Consider the following 17855-nt stretch of genomic DNA (forward strand, 5'->3'; position numbering starts at 1 on the left):
ACGGAGGCTGGCTCCAAGCCCTGAAAAAATTAGCTAAGCCGCTGAAAACAGACGCATTTCTCGAAGTGGCAAGGGATATGCAAAGCCCGTTCAGCTTGCTTCCGAGCTGTTGCCGACTTACCCGCCGGGCTACTGAATTTCCGGCGCCACCATTAGGGAATACCACCATGCTCAAGAAACTGACTCTCGCCACCGTTGCCGCCAGCGCCGTGACCGCCAGCAGCTTCGCCGTCGCCGAAACCCTCTCCAGCCCTGTTGGCGACTTCGACGTCAGCATGAACGTCGGCCTGACCTCGGACTACATCTTCCGTGGCATTTCGCAGACCCAGGGCAACGGCGCGATCCAGGGCGGTCTGGACGTGGCCCATGAAAATGGCCTGTACATTGGCACCTGGGCTTCCAACGTCGACTTCGGCGGTGACGCTTCGGTGGAGTTCGACTACTACCTGGGCTTTGGCAACGACATCACCGAGAACATTTCCTACGACCTGGGCTGGATCAAGTACGACTACCCAGGCGAGAGCGCGCTGAACTTCAGCGAGTACTACGGCAGCCTGAGCGCCTACGGCCTCACGGTCGGTGCGGCCTATTCCGATGACTTCGGCGGCAGCGACACCACCCTCTACTCCTACGTCTACTATGAGTACGCCCTGCCCTACGACGTCGGCCTGGCCCTGCAGTACGGCAAGTACGATTTCAAGGACGCCACCTTCGGCAACGACGATTCCTACAACGACTGGTCCATCGGCCTGAGCAAGACGCTGGTCGGCCTCGACTTCGGCCTGACCTACAGCGACACCAGCCTGAGCGGCAGCGAATGCGCAGGCTTCGTCGGCAAGGACGACTACTGCGACGCGACCTTAGTGGTCTCGGTTTCCAAGACCCTGTAAGCGGGACTGCGGTAGAAAAAGGGGGGCGCCGAATCGGCGCCCCCCTTTTTTGTTCGCGCCTCGCGGCTCCCAGCCTCCGCCTGCGATTGGAGCCGTCTCGTCGGCGACCGGGCTACCGTTGCGCCGCGCCTGGTACTGATCGTGGCGGAAACCCGCGCCGTGCGCGCTTCACTCCGCAGCGGCTCCGTCCATGGGCTACGAAACCGCCAAAGCGCAACGCCGGGCAGAACCCGGCGTTGCGTACCCCCTAGCAGGCCGTTGAAAAACTCGGCTTCAACTGCCCCAACCCGTCCGGTTTGGCGCTTTTTCAAGCGCTTTGGCCTAACGGAGTCCACACAAGGCCTGACTTCAGGCCTTTTTGACAGGTTTCAGCACCACGTTCACGCCTTTCTGCGGATTTCGGAGCATCGTGACCGGCCGTTTCGGTTGATCGTGACCGGTCATTTCGCTAACGCGTGACCGCTGATTTCGCTAACAACGTGACCGATTTTCCACCTGTTCCGAAACAGGCGGTCACGGCTTTGCGCCAACAGCGCCTTGGCACTGCGCCGCTGTTGCTTGGGCCGCAGCGAATCGGCTTTTAGCGCCTGCTCCAGCGTGGCGTGAACCCGATCTGCTCTCGGGTGGCGAACGTCAGCGAGTCGGCATAGCTCGCGCCCTGGCGGTCAGCCCGCGCCTGCTTCTGCTGGACGAGCCGCTGGCCGCGCTCGACCTAAAGCGCAAACAGGAGATCCTGCCCTATCTGGAGCGGCTGCACGACGAGCTTTCCATCCCGGTTCTCTACGTCAGCCACTCCCCAGACGAAGTGGCACGGCTGGCCGATTACCTGGTAGCAATTGAGTCAGGGCGGGTGTTGGCTGCTGGCCCCCTAGCCGAAACGCTGGCCCGCCTCGATTTACCGTTCCGGCTCGGTGACGATGCCGGAGCAGTGCTTGATGCCACGGTGGGCGAAGTAGACAAGGATTGGCACCTGGTGCGCGTGGATTTCGCGGGTGGCAGTCTGTGGGCGCGCGATCAGGGCCTGTCTGTCGGCCGCCGTGTCAGGGTGCGCGTCCTGGCGCGAGACGTGAGCTTGGCCGAACAACCGGGGAGGAGCAGCATTCAAAATGTGCTGCGCGGCCAGGTCGATGCCATCGGCAACGACGAACATCCCGGCCTGGCGCTAGTGCGCGTCCGGGTTGGCGATGCCATGCTGTTGGCTCGGCTGACCAAGCGGGCGGTTACTTCGCTCAGCGTGACGCCTGGGCAAACCCTGTGGGTGCAGGTGAAGTCGGTTGCCCTGATGGAGTGAGCGCCGTGTCCCCTTCCCAGCTTGATACGACTTTGCCGTTTTCTCGATCCATCCATTCGACAGCGAAGGAGCAAGAGCATGCTATTGCCGGGAGCAGAAGCACTGGGAATGACTCACAACCAATGCCTGGAGCTGCTTGAAAGCGCCGAGGACACGCTCGACTTCCTGACCTCCAGCCTGACCTACCTGATCCATGCGGAAAGCCAGCAGGCGCAACCAGATGCTGGACTGATCGCTGAGTGGGAAGCCTTGGATCAGGAGGTGTTCGAGGTGCAGCATGCGTTGCTGGGTTCGGACGTAGAGACCTATCGGCAGGTCATCAAGACCTATGGTCAGCGCAACCGCGAGCTGCGCCCGGTTGTTGATCGGTACATGGCGAAGTAGCTGACGGCTCGATGGCTGGCTGTACAGGACGCCCTGCACCAGAGCGTTTGCCGCCCCATTGTCCCCGCACGTCTTCTCGGCATCGGTGCCAGCCCTCGGCCCGTATGAGCATTGGCCAAATCAGCAGCGGATGTTCATGTAGGTGCTGATTGATCAGTCGGTAAATCTGGTGGGCCTTGGGGGGCAGGCCATCAGGGCTGTGCAGTAGGTCAAGCAGCATGCCCACGGCATTGCCATCGTTGAACTCCTGCTGCCGTTCGCCAAGCAATTGCCACAACAGTGGGCGACGCTCCGTCAGCCAGGCCGCAATGCTCTGTTCGGGGAGCAGCACCACGGGAGTGAAGAGCCCTTCATGGAACTCCGTCACTTCCTTGGTCAGGATGCGATTTACCGCCTTATCGAACCGCTCTCTTTGGCGAACGCCTGACTTGTAGCGTGCCGCCGCAGCTTGCATTCCGACCTCATCCTGAAGCGGAACATTGGGAGAGTGGTGTGCACAGAGTTTTCTTCCTGGTAATGGCTGCCGCCAACACAACGTGCAAAAGCTAAACGGATCAACTCGCTGGCCATTTTCCAAGCGCAAATGACTCTGCACGGGGATCTTCAGTTGAGTACACATGCTGAGGAAGTAGGTGACCTCAATGACAGTCGGGAACGTGTACTCCCTTGGCGGCCAAGTCGTGTAGTGATGGATAAGCTCCACTGCCTTCATTACTTCAAACAGCTGGGGGTTGTTGCTCTTACCAACACAGCACCCCAGGTCGGCATAAATTCCCCAGATGCCATTCCAGGTCGCTATGCGCTGCCCATAAAGCACATGGCAATGCTCAGGCGGGATCAGGGGCTGTAGATACTGCCTGATCAGTCGCAGCGCGATTGCGGGCGTAACAGCTATGTCAGCAGCGTGCAGCCTGATTGCCCAGAGGGCAACCGCTACGTCCTCGTATACGAAAGAGTCGAGAAGTTCATCGTCCAGGTAGAAAGGCAAAATCAAGTGTCCAATCTGGCTAGTAGTTGGGCATCCACCAACTGCCTAGCATGCGCTATCGGGATATTGCAGTGCAGGCAAGGGGATGACGGTGGAGACGATGACACTCATGGAGGTGAGCCAGATTCTCAGGATTTCTGAGCATACGGCCCGCAACCGGCTGAGCATGGGCCTGCCGATGCCGCCTTCGTTCCGCGTCGGCCGCCGCCGTTTGTTCCTCAAGCAGGAGGTCGAGCGGTGGCTGGCCGCACAGGCTGGTGTATCCGGCAGCTACGACCACTAAGGCCCAGAAACGCTACAGGACATCACGCTATCGATTAGGTCATGCGGGCAACAAAAACTGTGGACGCAAAAAAGGCCCGGAGCAGCAACTCCGAGCCTTTTTCTAGATGACATAAGCACCTTCAACGCTTGTGGATTCTCAGCGTCCTTCTATCGGCTGTCAAGGCCGAGGGGCAGGTACTGCCTGCCGTTCAGCGCCCCACCCACGGGGCACGAAGGAGTATGGATGAGAGTCAGGATTGAACCGCGCCTGCTGCGCGAGGCAGTGCGCCTGCACTATGGCACACGTCTATCGACACGCGAAATCGCTCATAGCACTGGGCTTTCGCGCAACAGTCTAAAGCGTTTGTGCCGCCACTTGGAAAGCATCGATCTCGATGTGGATCAATTAGCTGGGTGGAGCGACGAGCAACTTTATGAACGCTTGGGTATCAAGCCGTTCAACGGCTTCCGCTTGAAAGCCTGCCCTGACTGGAACTGGGTGCATGCGGAAATGCGTAACCCCAGCGTCACCCTGGAACTGCTATGGCGTGAGTGGCGGGCTACCGAGCCAGACGGCATCGCCTATTCACAGTTCACTGCAAGCTATCGCAGCTTTGTGCAGCAGCAACCATTGGCAATGCGTCAGCTGCATCAGCCTGGCGACAAGCTGTTTTTGGACTTCTCCGGCAAGACCATGCCGATCTATCTGGACGGCCAATCAGAACCTCGCCTGGCGCAAATCTTTGTCGGCGTACTGGGCTACTCCAGCTACACCTTCGCCTGCGCCGTGTGGAGTCAGCGGATCGAGGACTGGATGCACTGCCATGTGCAGGCCTTCAATTTCTTCGCGGGTGTGCCCCGCCTACTGGTTCCCGACAACCTCAAGGCAGCTGTGATCAAGCACGGCAAGGATGAAGTCCAGCTCAACCTGATCTATCAGCAACTGGCCCACCATTACCAGGCCATTATCCTGCCGGCCCGCCCGCGTAGACCCAAAGACAAAGGCAAAGTAGAGGCCGGGGTGAAGCTGGTTCAACGCTGGCTGCTGGCGGCCCTGCGCCACCGCCGTTTCTTCAGCTTGGCAGAACTCAATCAGGCCATCCTGGAGTTGCTGCCGGCATTCAATCAACGCCCGTTCAAACGCCAGCCTGGCAGCAGTCGGCACAGCCTATTCGTCGAGGTGGAGCAGCCCGCGCTCCAGCCGCTGCCGATCCACGCCTATGGCCAAGGCTTACCGCGACCAGCTTGAGCAACCGCGCATGCAGGAACTGCCCTTCGATGACCGCTTGGGCCTGATGGTGGATCGTGAACTCAGCGAACGCGAGAACCGCAAGCTGTCTCGCCTACTGAAGCAGGCGAAGTTGCGCTATGCCGCGCACCTGGAAGATGTGGATTACCGCAGCAGTCGCGGTCTGGATAAGCAAGTGATCGCCGGTCTGGCGGGATGCTCCTGGATTGGTCAGCAACAGAACCTGCTGCTGACCGGAGCCACCGGCACAGGTAAGAGTTGGCTCGCCTGCGCATTTGGTAGCCAGGCCTGCCGACAGGGCTACTCTGTGATCTATAAAAGCGCCTCGAAACTCTATGAAGAGCTGCAAATCGCCATTGGCGATGGCTCTCTGCCCAAGTACCGAACAGCCTTGAGCAAAGTCCACCTGCTTATCCTTGATGACTTCGGTCTGGCTCCGGTAGAACCCACGGTGGGGTATACCTTGCTGGATATTGTCGATCAGCGCATGCAGACCGGCTCGCTGATCATCACCAGCCAATTCCCTACTGAGCACTGGCACAGCATGTTCAACGACGCCACATTGGCCGAGGCCATCCTGGATCGCATTGTCCACCGCTCACACCGTATCGGGCTCAAGGGCGAGTCCTTGCGCAAGCAGGCTGCCAAGGCGCAGTGATCGACAACGAAGGGGGCAATGCCCCCTTCGCTATTTTCGCGCCCGCGAAAATGAATGAGTCACTGAGCCTGCATCTCTAGGTGACGCAAGCAGGTATTCAGCACGGCCTCGCCGGTATGTCTGAAATCCCCCTTTAGCCAGGCCTCCAGGCAAGATGCCTCAACTCCTGTCACTGCCGACGCCTGATCCAGTCCCAGCGCCTTGGCAGAGATAGCATCACCGATTCGCACGACGAGCATGGCTTTTCGCCGCATTAGCTCGGCATCTGCACACCCGAGATCGGCATAAGCATTTTGACTGCCTTCTTCAATCAATTGCGGCGACCTACGAGGAAGGGGAAGTGGATAGTTTAGCGCTTGAGGGTGGGTCAGAATCATCAGCATGGTGGATCACAATCACTGGAATGGGTGGATCAGCACCTCCAGCGCGAGTGGGTCAGATCCAGTGGAATAAAGTGTCAGAACCACCAGCGCCCACACAACCGACCGGTCAAGCTGGCCAAGCCCCAGTTCCACAGCATGACTGGAATCGCCGGCAGATCGCCCGGCATTCCCGCAGCCCTGTCGTATTTGCTCAGGGTGTGGAAATTGTTGTGGTGGAGGATGCCGGCAATGATGATTTTCGTGAATTCGGGCAAGGTCAGACTGGCATCAAGCCTGTAGTCGTGGCCACCTCGCTTCCGGCTGGTAGTGTCCTCGACCACACCGCTGGCGTAAGGCTTGAAACGCTCCTGCACCGTTCGAAAATAGCGCTCGACGATGCCCTTGGCATCACCTCGCCTGGCCGGTGCGTTCTCGATGCGGACGCCGAAGGCTTGGGAAAATGCCTCAACCTTGGTGCCGTTCAGTTCGCCCTTATCGGCCAGTATCACATCCGGCAAACCCTTGACCGGCCAATCGCTGGCATCGATCTCCAAACCATACTGGCGACAATACTCGACCTTGTCGGCGACCGTGTTGGCCAATGCCACCATGGCACTGACCCAGGAGGGCCCCTCGAATCCGACGTACATACCAACGACCATGCGGCTGAACACGTCGAGCACCATGTAAACGACAGGCCTGCCGACGATAAGGCTGCGGTCATGCTCTGAAACCAGATAAATATCTGCGATGGTGGCATCTATTTGGTAACGGTATCCTGGACCCAGGGTCTCAGTCGTCGATGTGCTGTTGAGCGGCCGGAAGTCCTTGGCAAAGTCCACTGCGGACATCCTGCGCGGCAAGGTGTCGGTGAAATGATATTCGCGCCCATAGAAGTACCGGAACTGCCCCAATGTAGGCAGTTCGGAGGTCGGCAGCTCCGGCTGAACAGCACGGAGCAGGTTCAGCCCGGAGGCGTAGGCATCAGGAATGGACGGATGTTTTTCCTTGAGCAAGCGTTCCTCGATGACCCGGCGAAAAATGCGCTCGATATCCGGCGTGACATTACGCCCTTTCCCCGCCATCACCACTCTTGGCCTGCCCAGCTTGGCTCTGTTCGGCCTTCGGCGCTTGCCACGGGCACCCGAGTTGACATAGTCCGGCAAGAGGGCGTTCCTACACATGCCTCGTTGCCAGTAGCGCCTCAGTAATCTGTACACCGTCTGTTTGGTGACACCATGGCGTTGCATGATGCTTCCGACAATGAGCCCTCTGGGGCGCCGCACGAAAAGCTGGGGATCGTGCATATAATCCGCCAGCATCGCCCACGCCTCATCACGTTTCAGCTGGTCAGGGGAGCCTGCCTCCACCTCCCGAAGGACCGTCTCCTCGAAGGGATCGCCAATGCTCTCCAGCTCACCCTCAATAATCAGACGCTCCAGCTCTGCAACCGATATCGATTCGGGCAGCGCCGTGTCCAAATCGATATCAATCCAGACAGCCTGCTCGGTACCGGACCAGAGCAGGCGCTTTCGGAGCTCTCCCATACGGAACACCTGATTAACGGACAACACTGATCAGCTCCTGATGAATCTGATGAGGGTTGGCAGCTAGATCCTTCGGCTTCAGCACGCGGTAAGGGGTGTCAAGATCGAAGAGAAACCAGTGCCGAGCCAGCAGCTGGCGTAGCCAATAGAGTGCTTGACCAGCCTCCAGTTGGCCGGAAGTATCCATTTCCTGGGCAATGGCGGTCAGCTTCCGGTCTGGGTGACGCTGAAACTCGAGCAAAAACAGCTGCTGATAGTGTGCGAGATCATCCTGTGCAATGTCGTCTTCAGCATGGGCCGGATAGAGCCATTGGATATTGGCAAATGCCTCTCTGGATACCTCGCGCTCCGTGATGATGAACCAGGGAATCCCTTTTTCCTGCCAGTAGCGCCTTTCAAGTTCAAGTCTCTCGATGACTTCCGGCTTCTGCAGATCGGCACTGTACTTGGCCTGGATCGCGACGGATGGGCGCTGGGGGTCATCAAAATCCACCAGGAAATCGCTGGTCAGAACCTGAGGGATTCCTTTGTAGCGACCGTGAGCAAGGCCAAGTTCCTCGGCGATGCGCACCGTATCTTCGGCCCGCATCGGGAACTGCTCACGGATATCAGTGACCTGGGGAGACCGATCCAAGGTCAGGAAAATGGCCAGTTCAAGATCGGATAAAAGATGGTGCAGACGCCGGGTCTTGCTGCCAGGCAGGCGGTGGGAGCGCCCCAACGAGGACACATCCCTGGTGTAGATGAACGGCTTGTAGTCCCGTCCCTGGCCTTGGCCACGCCCCTCCTTGAGCCTTCTATCAATCTGTGCCTGGGTCAGGCCCTTGAATGTTCCAGACATGAAAAAGCCTGCATCCACCGTGTCGATGACCTCAACATAGCGGATACAGGCTTAGGATGAAACTTTATTTGTAAGGATGATACTTTATTTGTACGGATGAAACTTTATTTGCATCCCACAACCGCTTGATCACGTCCTCACGCTTCATTCGACTGTCACGCTCTTGGCCAGATTACGCGGCTGGTCGACGTCGGTGCCCTTGAGTACGGCGACGTAGTACGACAATAGCTGCAGCGGCACGGTGTAGAGGATCGGCGCTAGCAGGTCATGGATATGCGGCATTGCCACCACATGAGTGCCCTCGCCGTTGCTCATGCCAGCCTGCTGGTCGGCGAAGACGATCAGTTCGCCACCCCGTGCACGCACTTCCTGCAGATTGGATTTGAGCTTTTCCAGCAGCTCGTTGTTCGGCGCGACTGTGACCACCGGCATGTCGGCATCCACCAGGGCCAGAGGACCGTGCTTGAGCTCGCCGGCCGGGTAGGCCTCGGCGTGGATGTAGGAGATTTCCTTGAGCTTGAGCGCGCCCTCCATGGCCACCGGATACTGCGCGCCACGGCCGAGGAACAGGCTATGGTGCTTCTCGGCGAACAGTTCGGAGATTTTCTCCACGGTCTTGTCCATGGCCAGGGCTTCGCCCAGACGGGTCGGCAGGCGCCGCAACTCTTCCACCAGTTCGGCAGCCAGAGCCTTGTCCAGGGTGCCATGCACCTGGCCGAGGGCCAGGGTCAGCAGCATCAGGCCGACCAGCTGGGTGGTGAAGGCCTTGGTCGAGGCCACACCGATTTCCGGGCCGGCCTGGGTCAGCAGGCACAGGTCGGATTCGCGTACCAGCGAGCTGGTGCCGACGTTACAGATCACCAGGCTGGCCAGGTAGCCGCCCTGACCCGGCACCTTCTCCTTGGCGTTGCGCAGTGCGGCGAGGGTGTCGGCGGTTTCGCCGGACTGCGAGACGCTGACGAACAGGGTGTCCGGCTGCACTACCACCTTGCGGTAACGGAATTCGCTGGCCACCTCGACCTGGCAGGGAATGCCAGCCAGCTCTTCCAACCAGTAACGGGCGACCATACCAGCGTGGTAGCTGGTACCGCAGGCGACGATCTGCACGTTCTTGACCTTGGCAAACAGCTCGGCCGCCTGCGGGCCGAAGGCCTGCACCAGCACGTGGTCGCTGCCCAATCGGCCTTCCAGGGTGCGTTGCACCACCTTCGGTTGCTCGTGGATTTCTTTGAGCATGAAGTGGCGGTACTCGCCCTTGTCGGCGGCTTCGGCACCTTCGTGGTACTGCACGGCTTCACGCTGCACCGGATTGCCACTCGCGTCCCAGATCTGCACGCCGTCGCGGCGGATTTCGGCGATATCGCCTTCTTCCAGGTACATGAAACGGTCAGTGACCTGGCGCAGGGCCAACTGGTCGGAGGCGAGGAAGTTTTCCCCCAGACCGAGACCGATCACCAGCGGGCTACCACTGCGCGCAGCGAGCAGGCGATCCGGCTGTTTGGCGCTGATCACAGCCAGGCCGTAGGCGCCGTGCAGTTCCGGGATGGCAGCCTTGAGCGCGGCCGCGAGGTCGCCGAACTGCTGCAACTTGTGCTCGAGCAGGTGGACGATGGTTTCGGTGTCGGTATCGGAGCTGAAGACATAGCCCAGGCCCTTGAGGCGCTCACGCAACTCTTCGTGGTTCTCGATGATGCCGTTATGTACTACCGCCAGCTCATGACCAGAAAAATGCGGGTGGGCGTTACGCTCGCTCGGCGCACCGTGGGTGGCCCAGCGAGTGTGGGCGATGCCCAGACGCCCGGCCAGCGGCTCGGCGTCCAGCGCGGCCTGCAGTTCGCTGACCTTGCCGACCCGGCGACGGCGATCCAGTGCACCCTGCTCGGTCAGCAGCGCTACACCGGCGCTGTCGTAACCGCGGTATTCCAGGCGCTTGAGGCCTTCGACCAGGACAGGGGTGATATTGCGCTCGGCGATGGCGCCTACGATTCCACACATGGGGCTCTCCTTAGTTTTCCAGCGGCGCGAGGATCAGCTGGATGCCACGCGCGCGTATCTGTTCGGCGGCCTGGGTATCCAGGCGCTCGTCGGTAATCAGGGTATGCAGGCTGCTCCAGGGCAGTTCCAGATTGGGAATGCGCCGGCCGATCTTGTCGCTCTCGACCATGACGATGACTTCGCGAGCCACCTCGGCCATCACCCGCGACAGACCGAGCAGCTCGTTGAAGGTGGTGGTACCACGCTCCAGGTCGATGCCGTCGGCGCCAATGAACAGTTGGTCGAAGTCGTAAGAACGCAGCACCTGTTCGGCCACCTGGCCCTGGAAGGATTCCGAGTGCGGATCCCAGGTACCGCCGGTCATCAGCAGCACCGGCTCGTGTTCGAGTTCGCGCAGGGCGTTAGCCACATTGAGCGAGTTGGTCATCACCACCAGCCCGGGCTTGTAGCCAAGCTGCGGGATCATCGCCGCCGTGGTGGTGCCGCTGTCGATGATGATGCGTGCGTGTTCGCGGATGCGCGCCACGCCGGCACGGGCAATCGCCTGCTTGTAGGGAGAAATGGGCTGCGTCGGCTCGCTGATCAGCTCCTGCGGCACCGGCACCGCGCCGCCGTAGCGACGCAGCAGCAGGCCGTTCTTTTCAAGAGCGGCGAGGTCCTTGCGAATGGTCACTTCGCTGGTGGCGAAGTGCTGAGCCAGGGCATCCACCGACACCTCGCCCTGCTCAGCGAGCAAGGCAAGAATGGTGTGACGACGTTGCGGCGTATTGCGCTTCGACATGCTTAAGTTTCGATTCGAAAGATAACGGCGCGAATCAAAACATATGATCGAAAAGCCCGCAAGCGTCCGCCGGTCAGTTCAGCGTCAGCTTGACCCCGAAGCCGACCAGGCACAGCCCCGCCAACTTCTCGAGACCACGGGCGATACGCGGGTTGGCGCGCATATGCTCGGCGAGAAAGTGCGTCAGCAGCACGATAAGAAGGCCGTAGAGAAAGGTCAGCGCCATGATGGTCACTGCCATGAAAGCGAACGTAGTCAGTCCCTGATGGCGCTGCGGGTCGATGAACAGCGGGAAGAAGGCCATATAGAAAATGATGGCCTTGGGGTTGAAGACCGTGATCACCAGGGTTTGCCAGAGGTACTGGCGCGGCTTGATCTCCAGTGTCGGCGCCGCCCCCGGCTTGGCCAGAATCATGCGCAGGCCGAGGTAGACCAGGTAGGCCGCACCGAGCCACTGCACGACATGGAAGGCCGCCGGATAGGCCTTGAGCAGCGCAGCAACACCGGCCACCGCCAACCACAGCAGCACCTGGTCGCCGAAGATGATACCGAAGGTCGAAGCCAGCCCGCCACGAATCCCGCCCTTGCCGGTGGAGAGAATCAAGGCCAGGTTACCCGGGCCAGGAATGGCCAGCAGGATGATGAAGGCCACCACGAAGGCGGCATAATCCGTCACACCGAGCATACAGGACTGTCTCCGGCAGGTTATCCACAGGCCCGGTCACCCAGACCCGATCGGGTTCACTTCTTGGTGGGGCGCTTCCAGCCTTCTATATTGCGCTGCTTGGCCCGACCCACTGCCAGCATATCGGCCGGCACATCGCTGGTCACTACCGAACCGGCACCCGTGGTCGCACGGTCGCCCAGCGTGACAGGCGCCACAAGGGCACTGTTGGAGCCGATGAATACGTCCTCGCCCATAATGGTGCGGAACTTGTTGGCACCGTCGTAGTTACAGGTGATAGTGCCGGCGCCGATATTGCTGCGCGCACCGATCTCGGCATCGCCCAGATAGCTCAGGTGGCCGGCCTTGGCGCCCTGCCCCAGCACGGCGTTCTTCAGCTCGACGAAGTTACCCACATGAGCCTTGGCGCCCAGTTTGGTGCCGGGACGCAGGCGGGCGAACGGACCACAGTCGGCGCCCTCGCCCATCTCGGCACCTTCCAGGTGGCTGTTGGCCTTGACGATGGCGCCCTTGCGCAGCACCGAGTCCTTGATCACGCAGTTGGGGCCGATCTGCACATCGTCCTCGATCACCACCTTGCCTTCGAGGATGACGTTGATGTCGATGGTCACGTCGCGGCCAATGCTGACTTCGCCACGCACATCGAAACGATGCGGATCGCGCAGGGTGACGCCCTGGGCCATCAGGCGGCGGGCCATCCGCTGCTGGTAATGGCATTCGAGCTGCGCGAGCTGAATGCGGTCATTGGCACCCAGCACTTCCATCTCGTCGGCGGCACGCTCGGTGGCCACGGTCAGGCCATCGGCAACGGCCATGGCGATCACGTCGGTCAGGTAGTACTCGCCCTGGGCGTTGCTGTTGGACAGACGCCCCAGCCAGTCGGCCAGGCGCTTGCCCGGTACGGCGAGGATGCCGGTATTGCCTTCGCGGATCTGCCGCTGCGCGTCGCTGGCGTCCTTGTGCTCGACGATGGCCTGCACCACGCCGGCCTCATCACGGACGATACGGCCGTAACCGGTCGGGTCAGCCAGCTCGACGGTGAGCAGGCCCAACTGATCATCGCTGACCAGGGCCAGCAGGCGCTGCAGGGTGGCAGGCTCGATTAGCGGCACGTCGCCATAGAGAATCAGCACGCGCTCGGCGCTGAGCTGTGGCAGAGCCTGAGCCACGGCATGGCCGGTACCCAGCTGCTCGGCCTGGATGACGAAATTCAGGTCATCGGCGGCCAGGCGCTCGCGCACGGTGTCGGCGCCATGCCCGATCACCACCTGGATGCTCTGCGGCTGCAGGCTGCGTGCGGTGTCGATGACATGCCCGAGCATGGGTTTGTCGGCGACCGGGTGCAGTACCTTGGGCAGCGCCGAACGCATGCGCGTGCCCTGGCCAGCGGCAAGAATGACGATATCCAGACTCATAGAAAGCTCCTTGCTGGGCAAGAGTTGGCCGCGGCCAGAGGGCCGCGCGAAGAAAGCGCTATTTTGCCAGAAACGTAAAGGGGCGACCTAAGTCGCCCCTTTACGTGATACCGCGATACGCGATCAGCGGATGCGGCCGCCGAACTTCTTGCGCATTTCTTCGATGGTGCGCAGCTGGGCAGCTGCCTCGGCCAGGCGTGCTGCCGCACTGCCGTAGTCGAACTCGGTGCCCTTTTCGCTCAGCGCCTTCTCGGCCGCCTTGCGCGCCTCGATGGCGGCGGCTTCATCCAGGTCGCCGGCGCGAACAGCGGTGTCGGCAAGTACCTTCACCATGCTCGGCTGAACCTCCAGGAAGCCACCGGAGATGTAGAACACCTCCTCGGTGCCACCCTGCTTGATCACTCGCACCGGACCCGGCTTGAGATCGGTCAGCAGCGGGGTGTGGCCCGGCAGGATACCCAGGTCACCGAGGTGACCGTGGGCGATGACCATTTCCACCAGCCCCGAGAACAGCTCTTCTTCCGCACTGACGATATCGCAGTGGACTGACATAGCCATAACAATGCCTCGGTTGAGAGGCCGGATCGGGCTGCTGCCCGCTCCGGCGCGGACGCCCTCTGGAGGGCGCACCCATTACTTACAGTTTCTTGGCTTTCTCGATGGCTTCGTCGATGCCGCCTACCATGTAGAACGCTTGTTCCGGCAGGTGGTCGTAATCGCCTTTGAGAATGCCGCTGAAGCCGGCAATGGTGTCCTTCAGGGACACGTACTTGCCCGGGGCACCGGTGAAGACTTCAGCCACGAAGAACGGCTGGGACAGGAAGCGCTGGATCTTACGAGCGCGCGCTACCAGCAGCTTGTCGTCTTCGGACAGTTCGTCCATACCCAGGATCGCGATGATGTCCTTCAGCTCCTTGTAGCGCTGCAGAACATACTGAACGCCACGAGCGGTCTCGTAGTGCTCCTGGCCGATCACGTTCGGATCCAGCTGACGGCTGGTGGAGTCCAGCGGGTCAACGGCCGGGTAGATACCCAGGGAAGCGATGTCACGGCTCAGTACGACGGTGGCGTCCAAGTGGGCGAAGGTGGTCGCCGGGCTCGGGTCGGTCAGGTCGTCCGCAGGTACGTAGACGGCCTGGATCGAGGTAATGGAGCCTTTCTTGGTGGAGGTAATACGCTCCTGCAGAACGCCCATCTCCTCGGCCAGGGTCGGCTGGTAACCTACTGCCGACGGCATACGGCCGAGCAGTGCGGATACTTCGGTACCGGCCAGGGTGTAACGGTAGATGTTGTCGACGAACAGCAGAACGTCACGGCCTTCGTCACGGAACTTCTCGGCCATGGTCAGACCGGTCAGCGCGACGCGCAGACGGTTGCCTGGTGGCTCGTTCATCTGACCGTAGACCAGGGCTACCTTGTCGAGAACGTTGGAGTCCTTCATCTCGTGGTAGAAGTCGTTACCCTCACGAGTACGCTCACCTACACCGGCGAACACGGAATAACCGCTGTGCTCGATGGCGATGTTACGGATCAGTTCCATCATGTTCACGGTCTTGCCGACACCGGCGCCACCGAACAGACCGACCTTACCACCCTTGGCGAACGGGCAGACCAGGTCAATAACCTTGATCCCGGTTTCCAGCAGGTCATTGCCACCGGCTTGCTCGGCATAGCTCGGTGCAGCGCGGTGGATTTCCCACTGCTCTTCTTCACCGATGGGGCCGGCTTCGTCGATCGGGTTGCCCAGCACGTCCATGATCCGGCCCAGGGTCGCTTTACCGACCGGTACGGAGATGGCCTTGCCAGTGCTGTTGACGTCCAGGCCACGCTTGAGGCCTTCGGTCGAACCCATGGCAATGGTACGTACCACGCCGTCGCCCAGCTGCTGCTGGACTTCCAGGGTGGTTTCAGCGCCCTGTACCTTCAGGGCTTCGTATACGTTCGGCACCTGATCGCGCGGGAATTCCACGTCGATAACGGCGCCGATGATTTGAACGATACGTCCGCTACTCATCTTTGGTTCCTCTGAATATTTGAACCGTTCTTAAACCGCGGCAGCGCCGCCGACGATTTCCGAAATTTCCTGGGTGATCGCTGCCTGACGCGCCTTGTTGTAAACCAGCTGCAGGTCTTTGATGAGCTCACCGGCGTTGTCGGTTGCGTTCTTCATCGCGATCATCCGCGCAGCCTGTTCGCACGCGCTGTTCTCGACCACGGACTGATAGACCTGCGACTCGATGTAGCGTACCAGCAGGGCATCCAGCAGTTGCTGGGCGTCCGGCTCGTACACGTAGTCCCACAGACCTTTCTGTACACCCTGCGCATCGCTGGCGGCCAGCGGTAGCAACTGCTGCACTTCCGGCTTCTGCGTCATGGTGTTGACGAACTTGTTCGACACCAGATACAGGCGGTCGATACGGCCCTCGGCGTAGGCATCCAGCACGACCTTGACGCTACCGATCAGGTCGTTGATGGACGGCTCTTCACCCAGCTTGCTGATGGCAGCAACCACGTTGCCCCCGTTGCTGCGGAAAAAGCTCGCGCCCTTGCTGCCTACCACGCAGAAATCGGCCTCGACCTTCTGGTCGCGCCATTCCTTCAGGCTTTTCAACAACGCCTTGAACAGGTTGATGTTCAAGCCACCGCACAGACCACGATCCGAGGTCACCACGATATAACCGACGCGCTTTACATCACGCTCCACCATAAACGAGTGGCGGTATTCCGGGTTCGCGTTGGCCAGGTGACCAATCACCTGACGAATACGCTCGGCGTAGGGGCGACCGGCAGCCATGCGCTGTTGAGCCTTGCGCATTTTGCTGACCGCCACTTTTTCCATGGCGCTGGTGATCTTTTGCGTGCTTTTGATGCTCGCAATCTTGCTGCGAATCTCTTTTGCGCCTGCCATTTCACACCTTTTGGTTCAAGCAGGCGGGGGCCGAAGCCCCCGCTGCGGTTACCAGGTTTGGGTGGCCTTGAACTTCTCGATACCGGCTTTCAGGCCAGCGTCGATCTCGTCGTTGAAGTCACCTTTCTCGTTGATCTTCGCCATCAGGTCGGCGTAATCACGCTTGAAGAAGGCGATCAAAGCCTGCTCGAAGCTGATGACCTTGGCGACTTCGACGTCCTGCAGGAAGCCACGCTCGGCTGCGTACAGGGACACCGACATTTCGGCAATGGACATCGGCGCATACTGCTTCTGCTTCATCAGCTCGGTAACGCGCTGACCATGCTCAAGCTGCTTGCGGGTGGCTTCGTCCAGGTCAGAGGCGAACTGGGCGAAGGCCGCCAGTTCACGGTACTGAGCCAGGGCGGTACGGATACCACCGGAGAGCTTCTTGATGATCTTGGTCTGCGCGGCACCACCGACACGGGATACCGAGATACCGGCGTTGACGGCCGGACGGATACCCGAGTTGAACATGGCCGATTCCAGGAAGATCTGACCGTCGGTGATGGAGATCACGTTGGTCGGAACGAACGCGGAAACGTCGCCAGCCTGGGTTTCGATGATCGGCAGAGCGGTCAGCGAACCGGTCTTGCCAGTCACGGCGCCATTGGTGAACTTCTCGACGTACTCTTCGGAAACGCGGGAAGCGCGCTCCAGCAGACGGCTGTGGAGATAGAACACGTCGCCCGGGTAGGCTTCGCGGCCCGGCGGACGGCGCAGCAGCAGGGAGATCTGACGGTAGGCCACGGCCTGCTTGGACAGGTCGTCGTAGACGATCAGGGCATCTTCACCGCGGTCGCGGAAGTATTCGCCCATGGTGCAGCCGGCGTAGGGCGCCAGGAACTGCAGTGCGGCGGATTCCGAAGCCGAGGCAGCCACCACGATGGTGTTGGCCAGGGCGCCGGCTTCTTCCAGCTTGCGCACCACGTTGGCGATGGTCGACTGCTTCTGACCGATGGCTACGTAGACGCAACGGATGCCGCTGTTCTTCTGGTTGATGATGGCGTCGACGGCCAGGGCGGTCTTGCCGATCTGACGGTCGCCGATGATCAGCTCGCGCTGGCCACGGCCGACCGGGATCATGGCGTCGACCGACTTGTAGCCGGTCTGTACCGGCTGGTCGACCGACTTACGCCAGATCACGCCCGGAGCCACTTTCTCGACGGCGTCGGTGGCTTGAGCGTTGATCGGGCCTTTGCCGTCGATCGGGTTGCCCAGGGCATCGACCACGCGGCCCAGCAGTTCCGGACCGACCGGGACTTCCAGGATGCGGCCGGTGCACTTGGCGCTCATGCCTTCGGCCAGGCTGGTGTAAGCACCCAGCACGACGGCGCCGACGGAGTCTTGCTCCAGGTTCAGCGCCATACCGTAGACGCCGCCCGGGAACTCGATCATTTCGCCGTACATGACGTCGGCGAGACCGTGAATGCGCACGATGCCGTCGGAGACGGACACGATGGTGCCTTCGTTGCGGGCTTGGGAGGCGACGTCGAGTTTCTCGATGCGCCCCTTGATGATTTCACTAATTTCGGAAGGATTGAGTTGCTGCATAGCT

Annotated in this window: 18 protein-coding genes; 6 read left to right on the forward strand and 12 right to left on the reverse strand. The window is 60.5% G+C overall.

Annotated features, from left to right (window positions below; all coding sequences use genetic code 11):
* Window positions 1-167: 167 nt before the first annotated feature.
* The 3 genes from DBO86_RS24060 (at window position 168) to DBO86_RS24070 (ending at window position 2565) form a co-directional block, all read left to right on the forward strand.
* Window positions 168-890, forward strand: coding sequence for a TorF family putative porin (locus DBO86_RS24060; protein ID WP_108235077.1), 723 nt, complete (start codon window positions 168-170; stop codon window positions 888-890).
* 853 nt (window positions 891-1743) lie between these two features.
* Window positions 1744-2181: a TOBE domain-containing protein gene (locus tag DBO86_RS26925; RefSeq protein ID WP_244185607.1), complete on the forward strand. Its 438-nt coding sequence runs from the start codon at window positions 1744-1746 to the stop codon at window positions 2179-2181.
* Between the two features lie 108 nt (window positions 2182-2289).
* Window positions 2290-2565: a hypothetical protein gene (locus tag DBO86_RS24070; protein ID WP_108235078.1), complete on the forward strand. Its 276-nt coding sequence runs from the start codon at window positions 2290-2292 to the stop codon at window positions 2563-2565.
* On the opposite strand, the gene DBO86_RS25940 is transcribed toward DBO86_RS24070, so the two are convergent.
* Window positions 2501-3553: a hypothetical protein gene (locus DBO86_RS25940; protein ID WP_128579064.1), complete on the reverse strand. Its 1053-nt coding sequence runs from the start codon at window positions 3551-3553 to the stop codon at window positions 2501-2503. The genes DBO86_RS24070 and DBO86_RS25940 overlap by 65 nt on opposite strands.
* 85 nt (window positions 3554-3638) lie before the next feature.
* On the opposite strand from DBO86_RS25940, the gene DBO86_RS24075 reads away from it, so the two are divergent.
* The 3 genes from DBO86_RS24075 to istB all read left to right on the forward strand — a co-directional run bounded on the left by DBO86_RS24075 (window position 3639) and on the right by istB (window position 5724).
* Window positions 3639-3836 carry a helix-turn-helix domain-containing protein gene (locus DBO86_RS24075; protein WP_108235079.1) on the forward strand — a complete coding sequence of 66 codons (198 nt, stop codon included), beginning with the start codon at window positions 3639-3641 and terminating at the stop codon, window positions 3834-3836.
* 225 nt (window positions 3837-4061) lie between these two features.
* Window positions 4062-5066, forward strand: coding sequence for an IS21 family transposase (gene istA / locus DBO86_RS24080; protein ID WP_108235080.1), 1005 nt, complete (start codon window positions 4062-4064; stop codon window positions 5064-5066).
* Complete coding sequence (gene istB / locus DBO86_RS24085; RefSeq protein WP_108235081.1) at window positions 5038-5724, forward strand: IS21-like element helper ATPase IstB; 687 nt, start codon at window positions 5038-5040, stop codon at window positions 5722-5724. The genes istA and istB overlap by 29 nt, the downstream gene beginning before the upstream one ends.
* A 59-nt stretch (window positions 5725-5783) precedes the next feature.
* Here the strand turns inward: istB and DBO86_RS24090 are convergent, their stop codons facing one another.
* From DBO86_RS24090 to atpA, 11 genes are all read right to left on the reverse strand, one after another.
* Complete coding sequence (locus tag DBO86_RS24090) at window positions 5784-6107, reverse strand: XRE family transcriptional regulator (protein WP_108235082.1); 324 nt, start codon at window positions 6105-6107, stop codon at window positions 5784-5786.
* Between the two features lie 74 nt (window positions 6108-6181).
* A complete protein-coding gene (locus tag DBO86_RS24095) occupies window positions 6182-7657 on the reverse strand; it encodes a DDE-type integrase/transposase/recombinase (RefSeq protein WP_244185608.1) in 1476 nt (491 codons plus the stop codon).
* Window positions 7647-8474: a heteromeric transposase endonuclease subunit TnsA gene (locus DBO86_RS24100; RefSeq protein ID WP_017781026.1), complete on the reverse strand. Its 828-nt coding sequence runs from the start codon at window positions 8472-8474 to the stop codon at window positions 7647-7649. Before DBO86_RS24100 ends, DBO86_RS24095 begins: the two co-directional genes overlap by 11 nt.
* A 144-nt stretch (window positions 8475-8618) precedes the next feature.
* Window positions 8619-10469, reverse strand: coding sequence for a glutamine--fructose-6-phosphate transaminase (isomerizing) (gene glmS, locus DBO86_RS24105; RefSeq protein WP_108235083.1), 1851 nt, complete (start codon window positions 10467-10469; stop codon window positions 8619-8621).
* A gap of 10 nt (window positions 10470-10479) precedes the next feature.
* Complete coding sequence (locus DBO86_RS24110; protein WP_003465087.1) at window positions 10480-11250, reverse strand: DeoR/GlpR family DNA-binding transcription regulator; 771 nt, start codon at window positions 11248-11250, stop codon at window positions 10480-10482.
* Between the two features lie 73 nt (window positions 11251-11323).
* Window positions 11324-11935: a LysE family transporter gene (locus DBO86_RS24115; RefSeq protein ID WP_104729430.1), complete on the reverse strand. Its 612-nt coding sequence runs from the start codon at window positions 11933-11935 to the stop codon at window positions 11324-11326.
* Between the two features lie 56 nt (window positions 11936-11991).
* Window positions 11992-13350 carry a bifunctional UDP-N-acetylglucosamine diphosphorylase/glucosamine-1-phosphate N-acetyltransferase GlmU gene (gene glmU, locus DBO86_RS24120; RefSeq protein WP_003465089.1) on the reverse strand — a complete coding sequence of 453 codons (1359 nt, stop codon included), beginning with the start codon at window positions 13348-13350 and terminating at the stop codon, window positions 11992-11994.
* Window positions 13351-13473: 123 nt separating this feature from the next.
* Window positions 13474-13908, reverse strand: a complete 435-nt coding sequence (locus DBO86_RS24125; RefSeq protein WP_003465090.1) for a F0F1 ATP synthase subunit epsilon — start codon at window positions 13906-13908, stop codon at window positions 13474-13476.
* Between the two features lie 79 nt (window positions 13909-13987).
* The gene (gene atpD, locus DBO86_RS24130; protein ID WP_012020331.1) at window positions 13988-15364 is read right to left on the reverse strand and encodes a F0F1 ATP synthase subunit beta; all 1377 of its coding nucleotides are present in this window, start codon (window positions 15362-15364) and stop codon (window positions 13988-13990) included.
* 30 nt (window positions 15365-15394) lie between these two features.
* The gene (gene atpG / locus DBO86_RS24135) at window positions 15395-16258 is read right to left on the reverse strand and encodes a F0F1 ATP synthase subunit gamma (protein WP_108235084.1); all 864 of its coding nucleotides are present in this window, start codon (window positions 16256-16258) and stop codon (window positions 15395-15397) included.
* 48 nt (window positions 16259-16306) lie between these two features.
* On the reverse strand, window positions 16307-17851 hold the full coding sequence (gene atpA, locus DBO86_RS24140) for a F0F1 ATP synthase subunit alpha (RefSeq protein ID WP_108235085.1): 1545 nt from the start codon (window positions 17849-17851) through the stop codon (window positions 16307-16309).
* Window positions 17852-17855 lie beyond the last annotated feature (4 nt).

It is taken from the genome of Ectopseudomonas oleovorans, assembly GCF_003052605.1.
Classification (GTDB): Bacteria; Pseudomonadota; Gammaproteobacteria; order Pseudomonadales; family Pseudomonadaceae; genus Aquipseudomonas; species Aquipseudomonas oleovorans_A.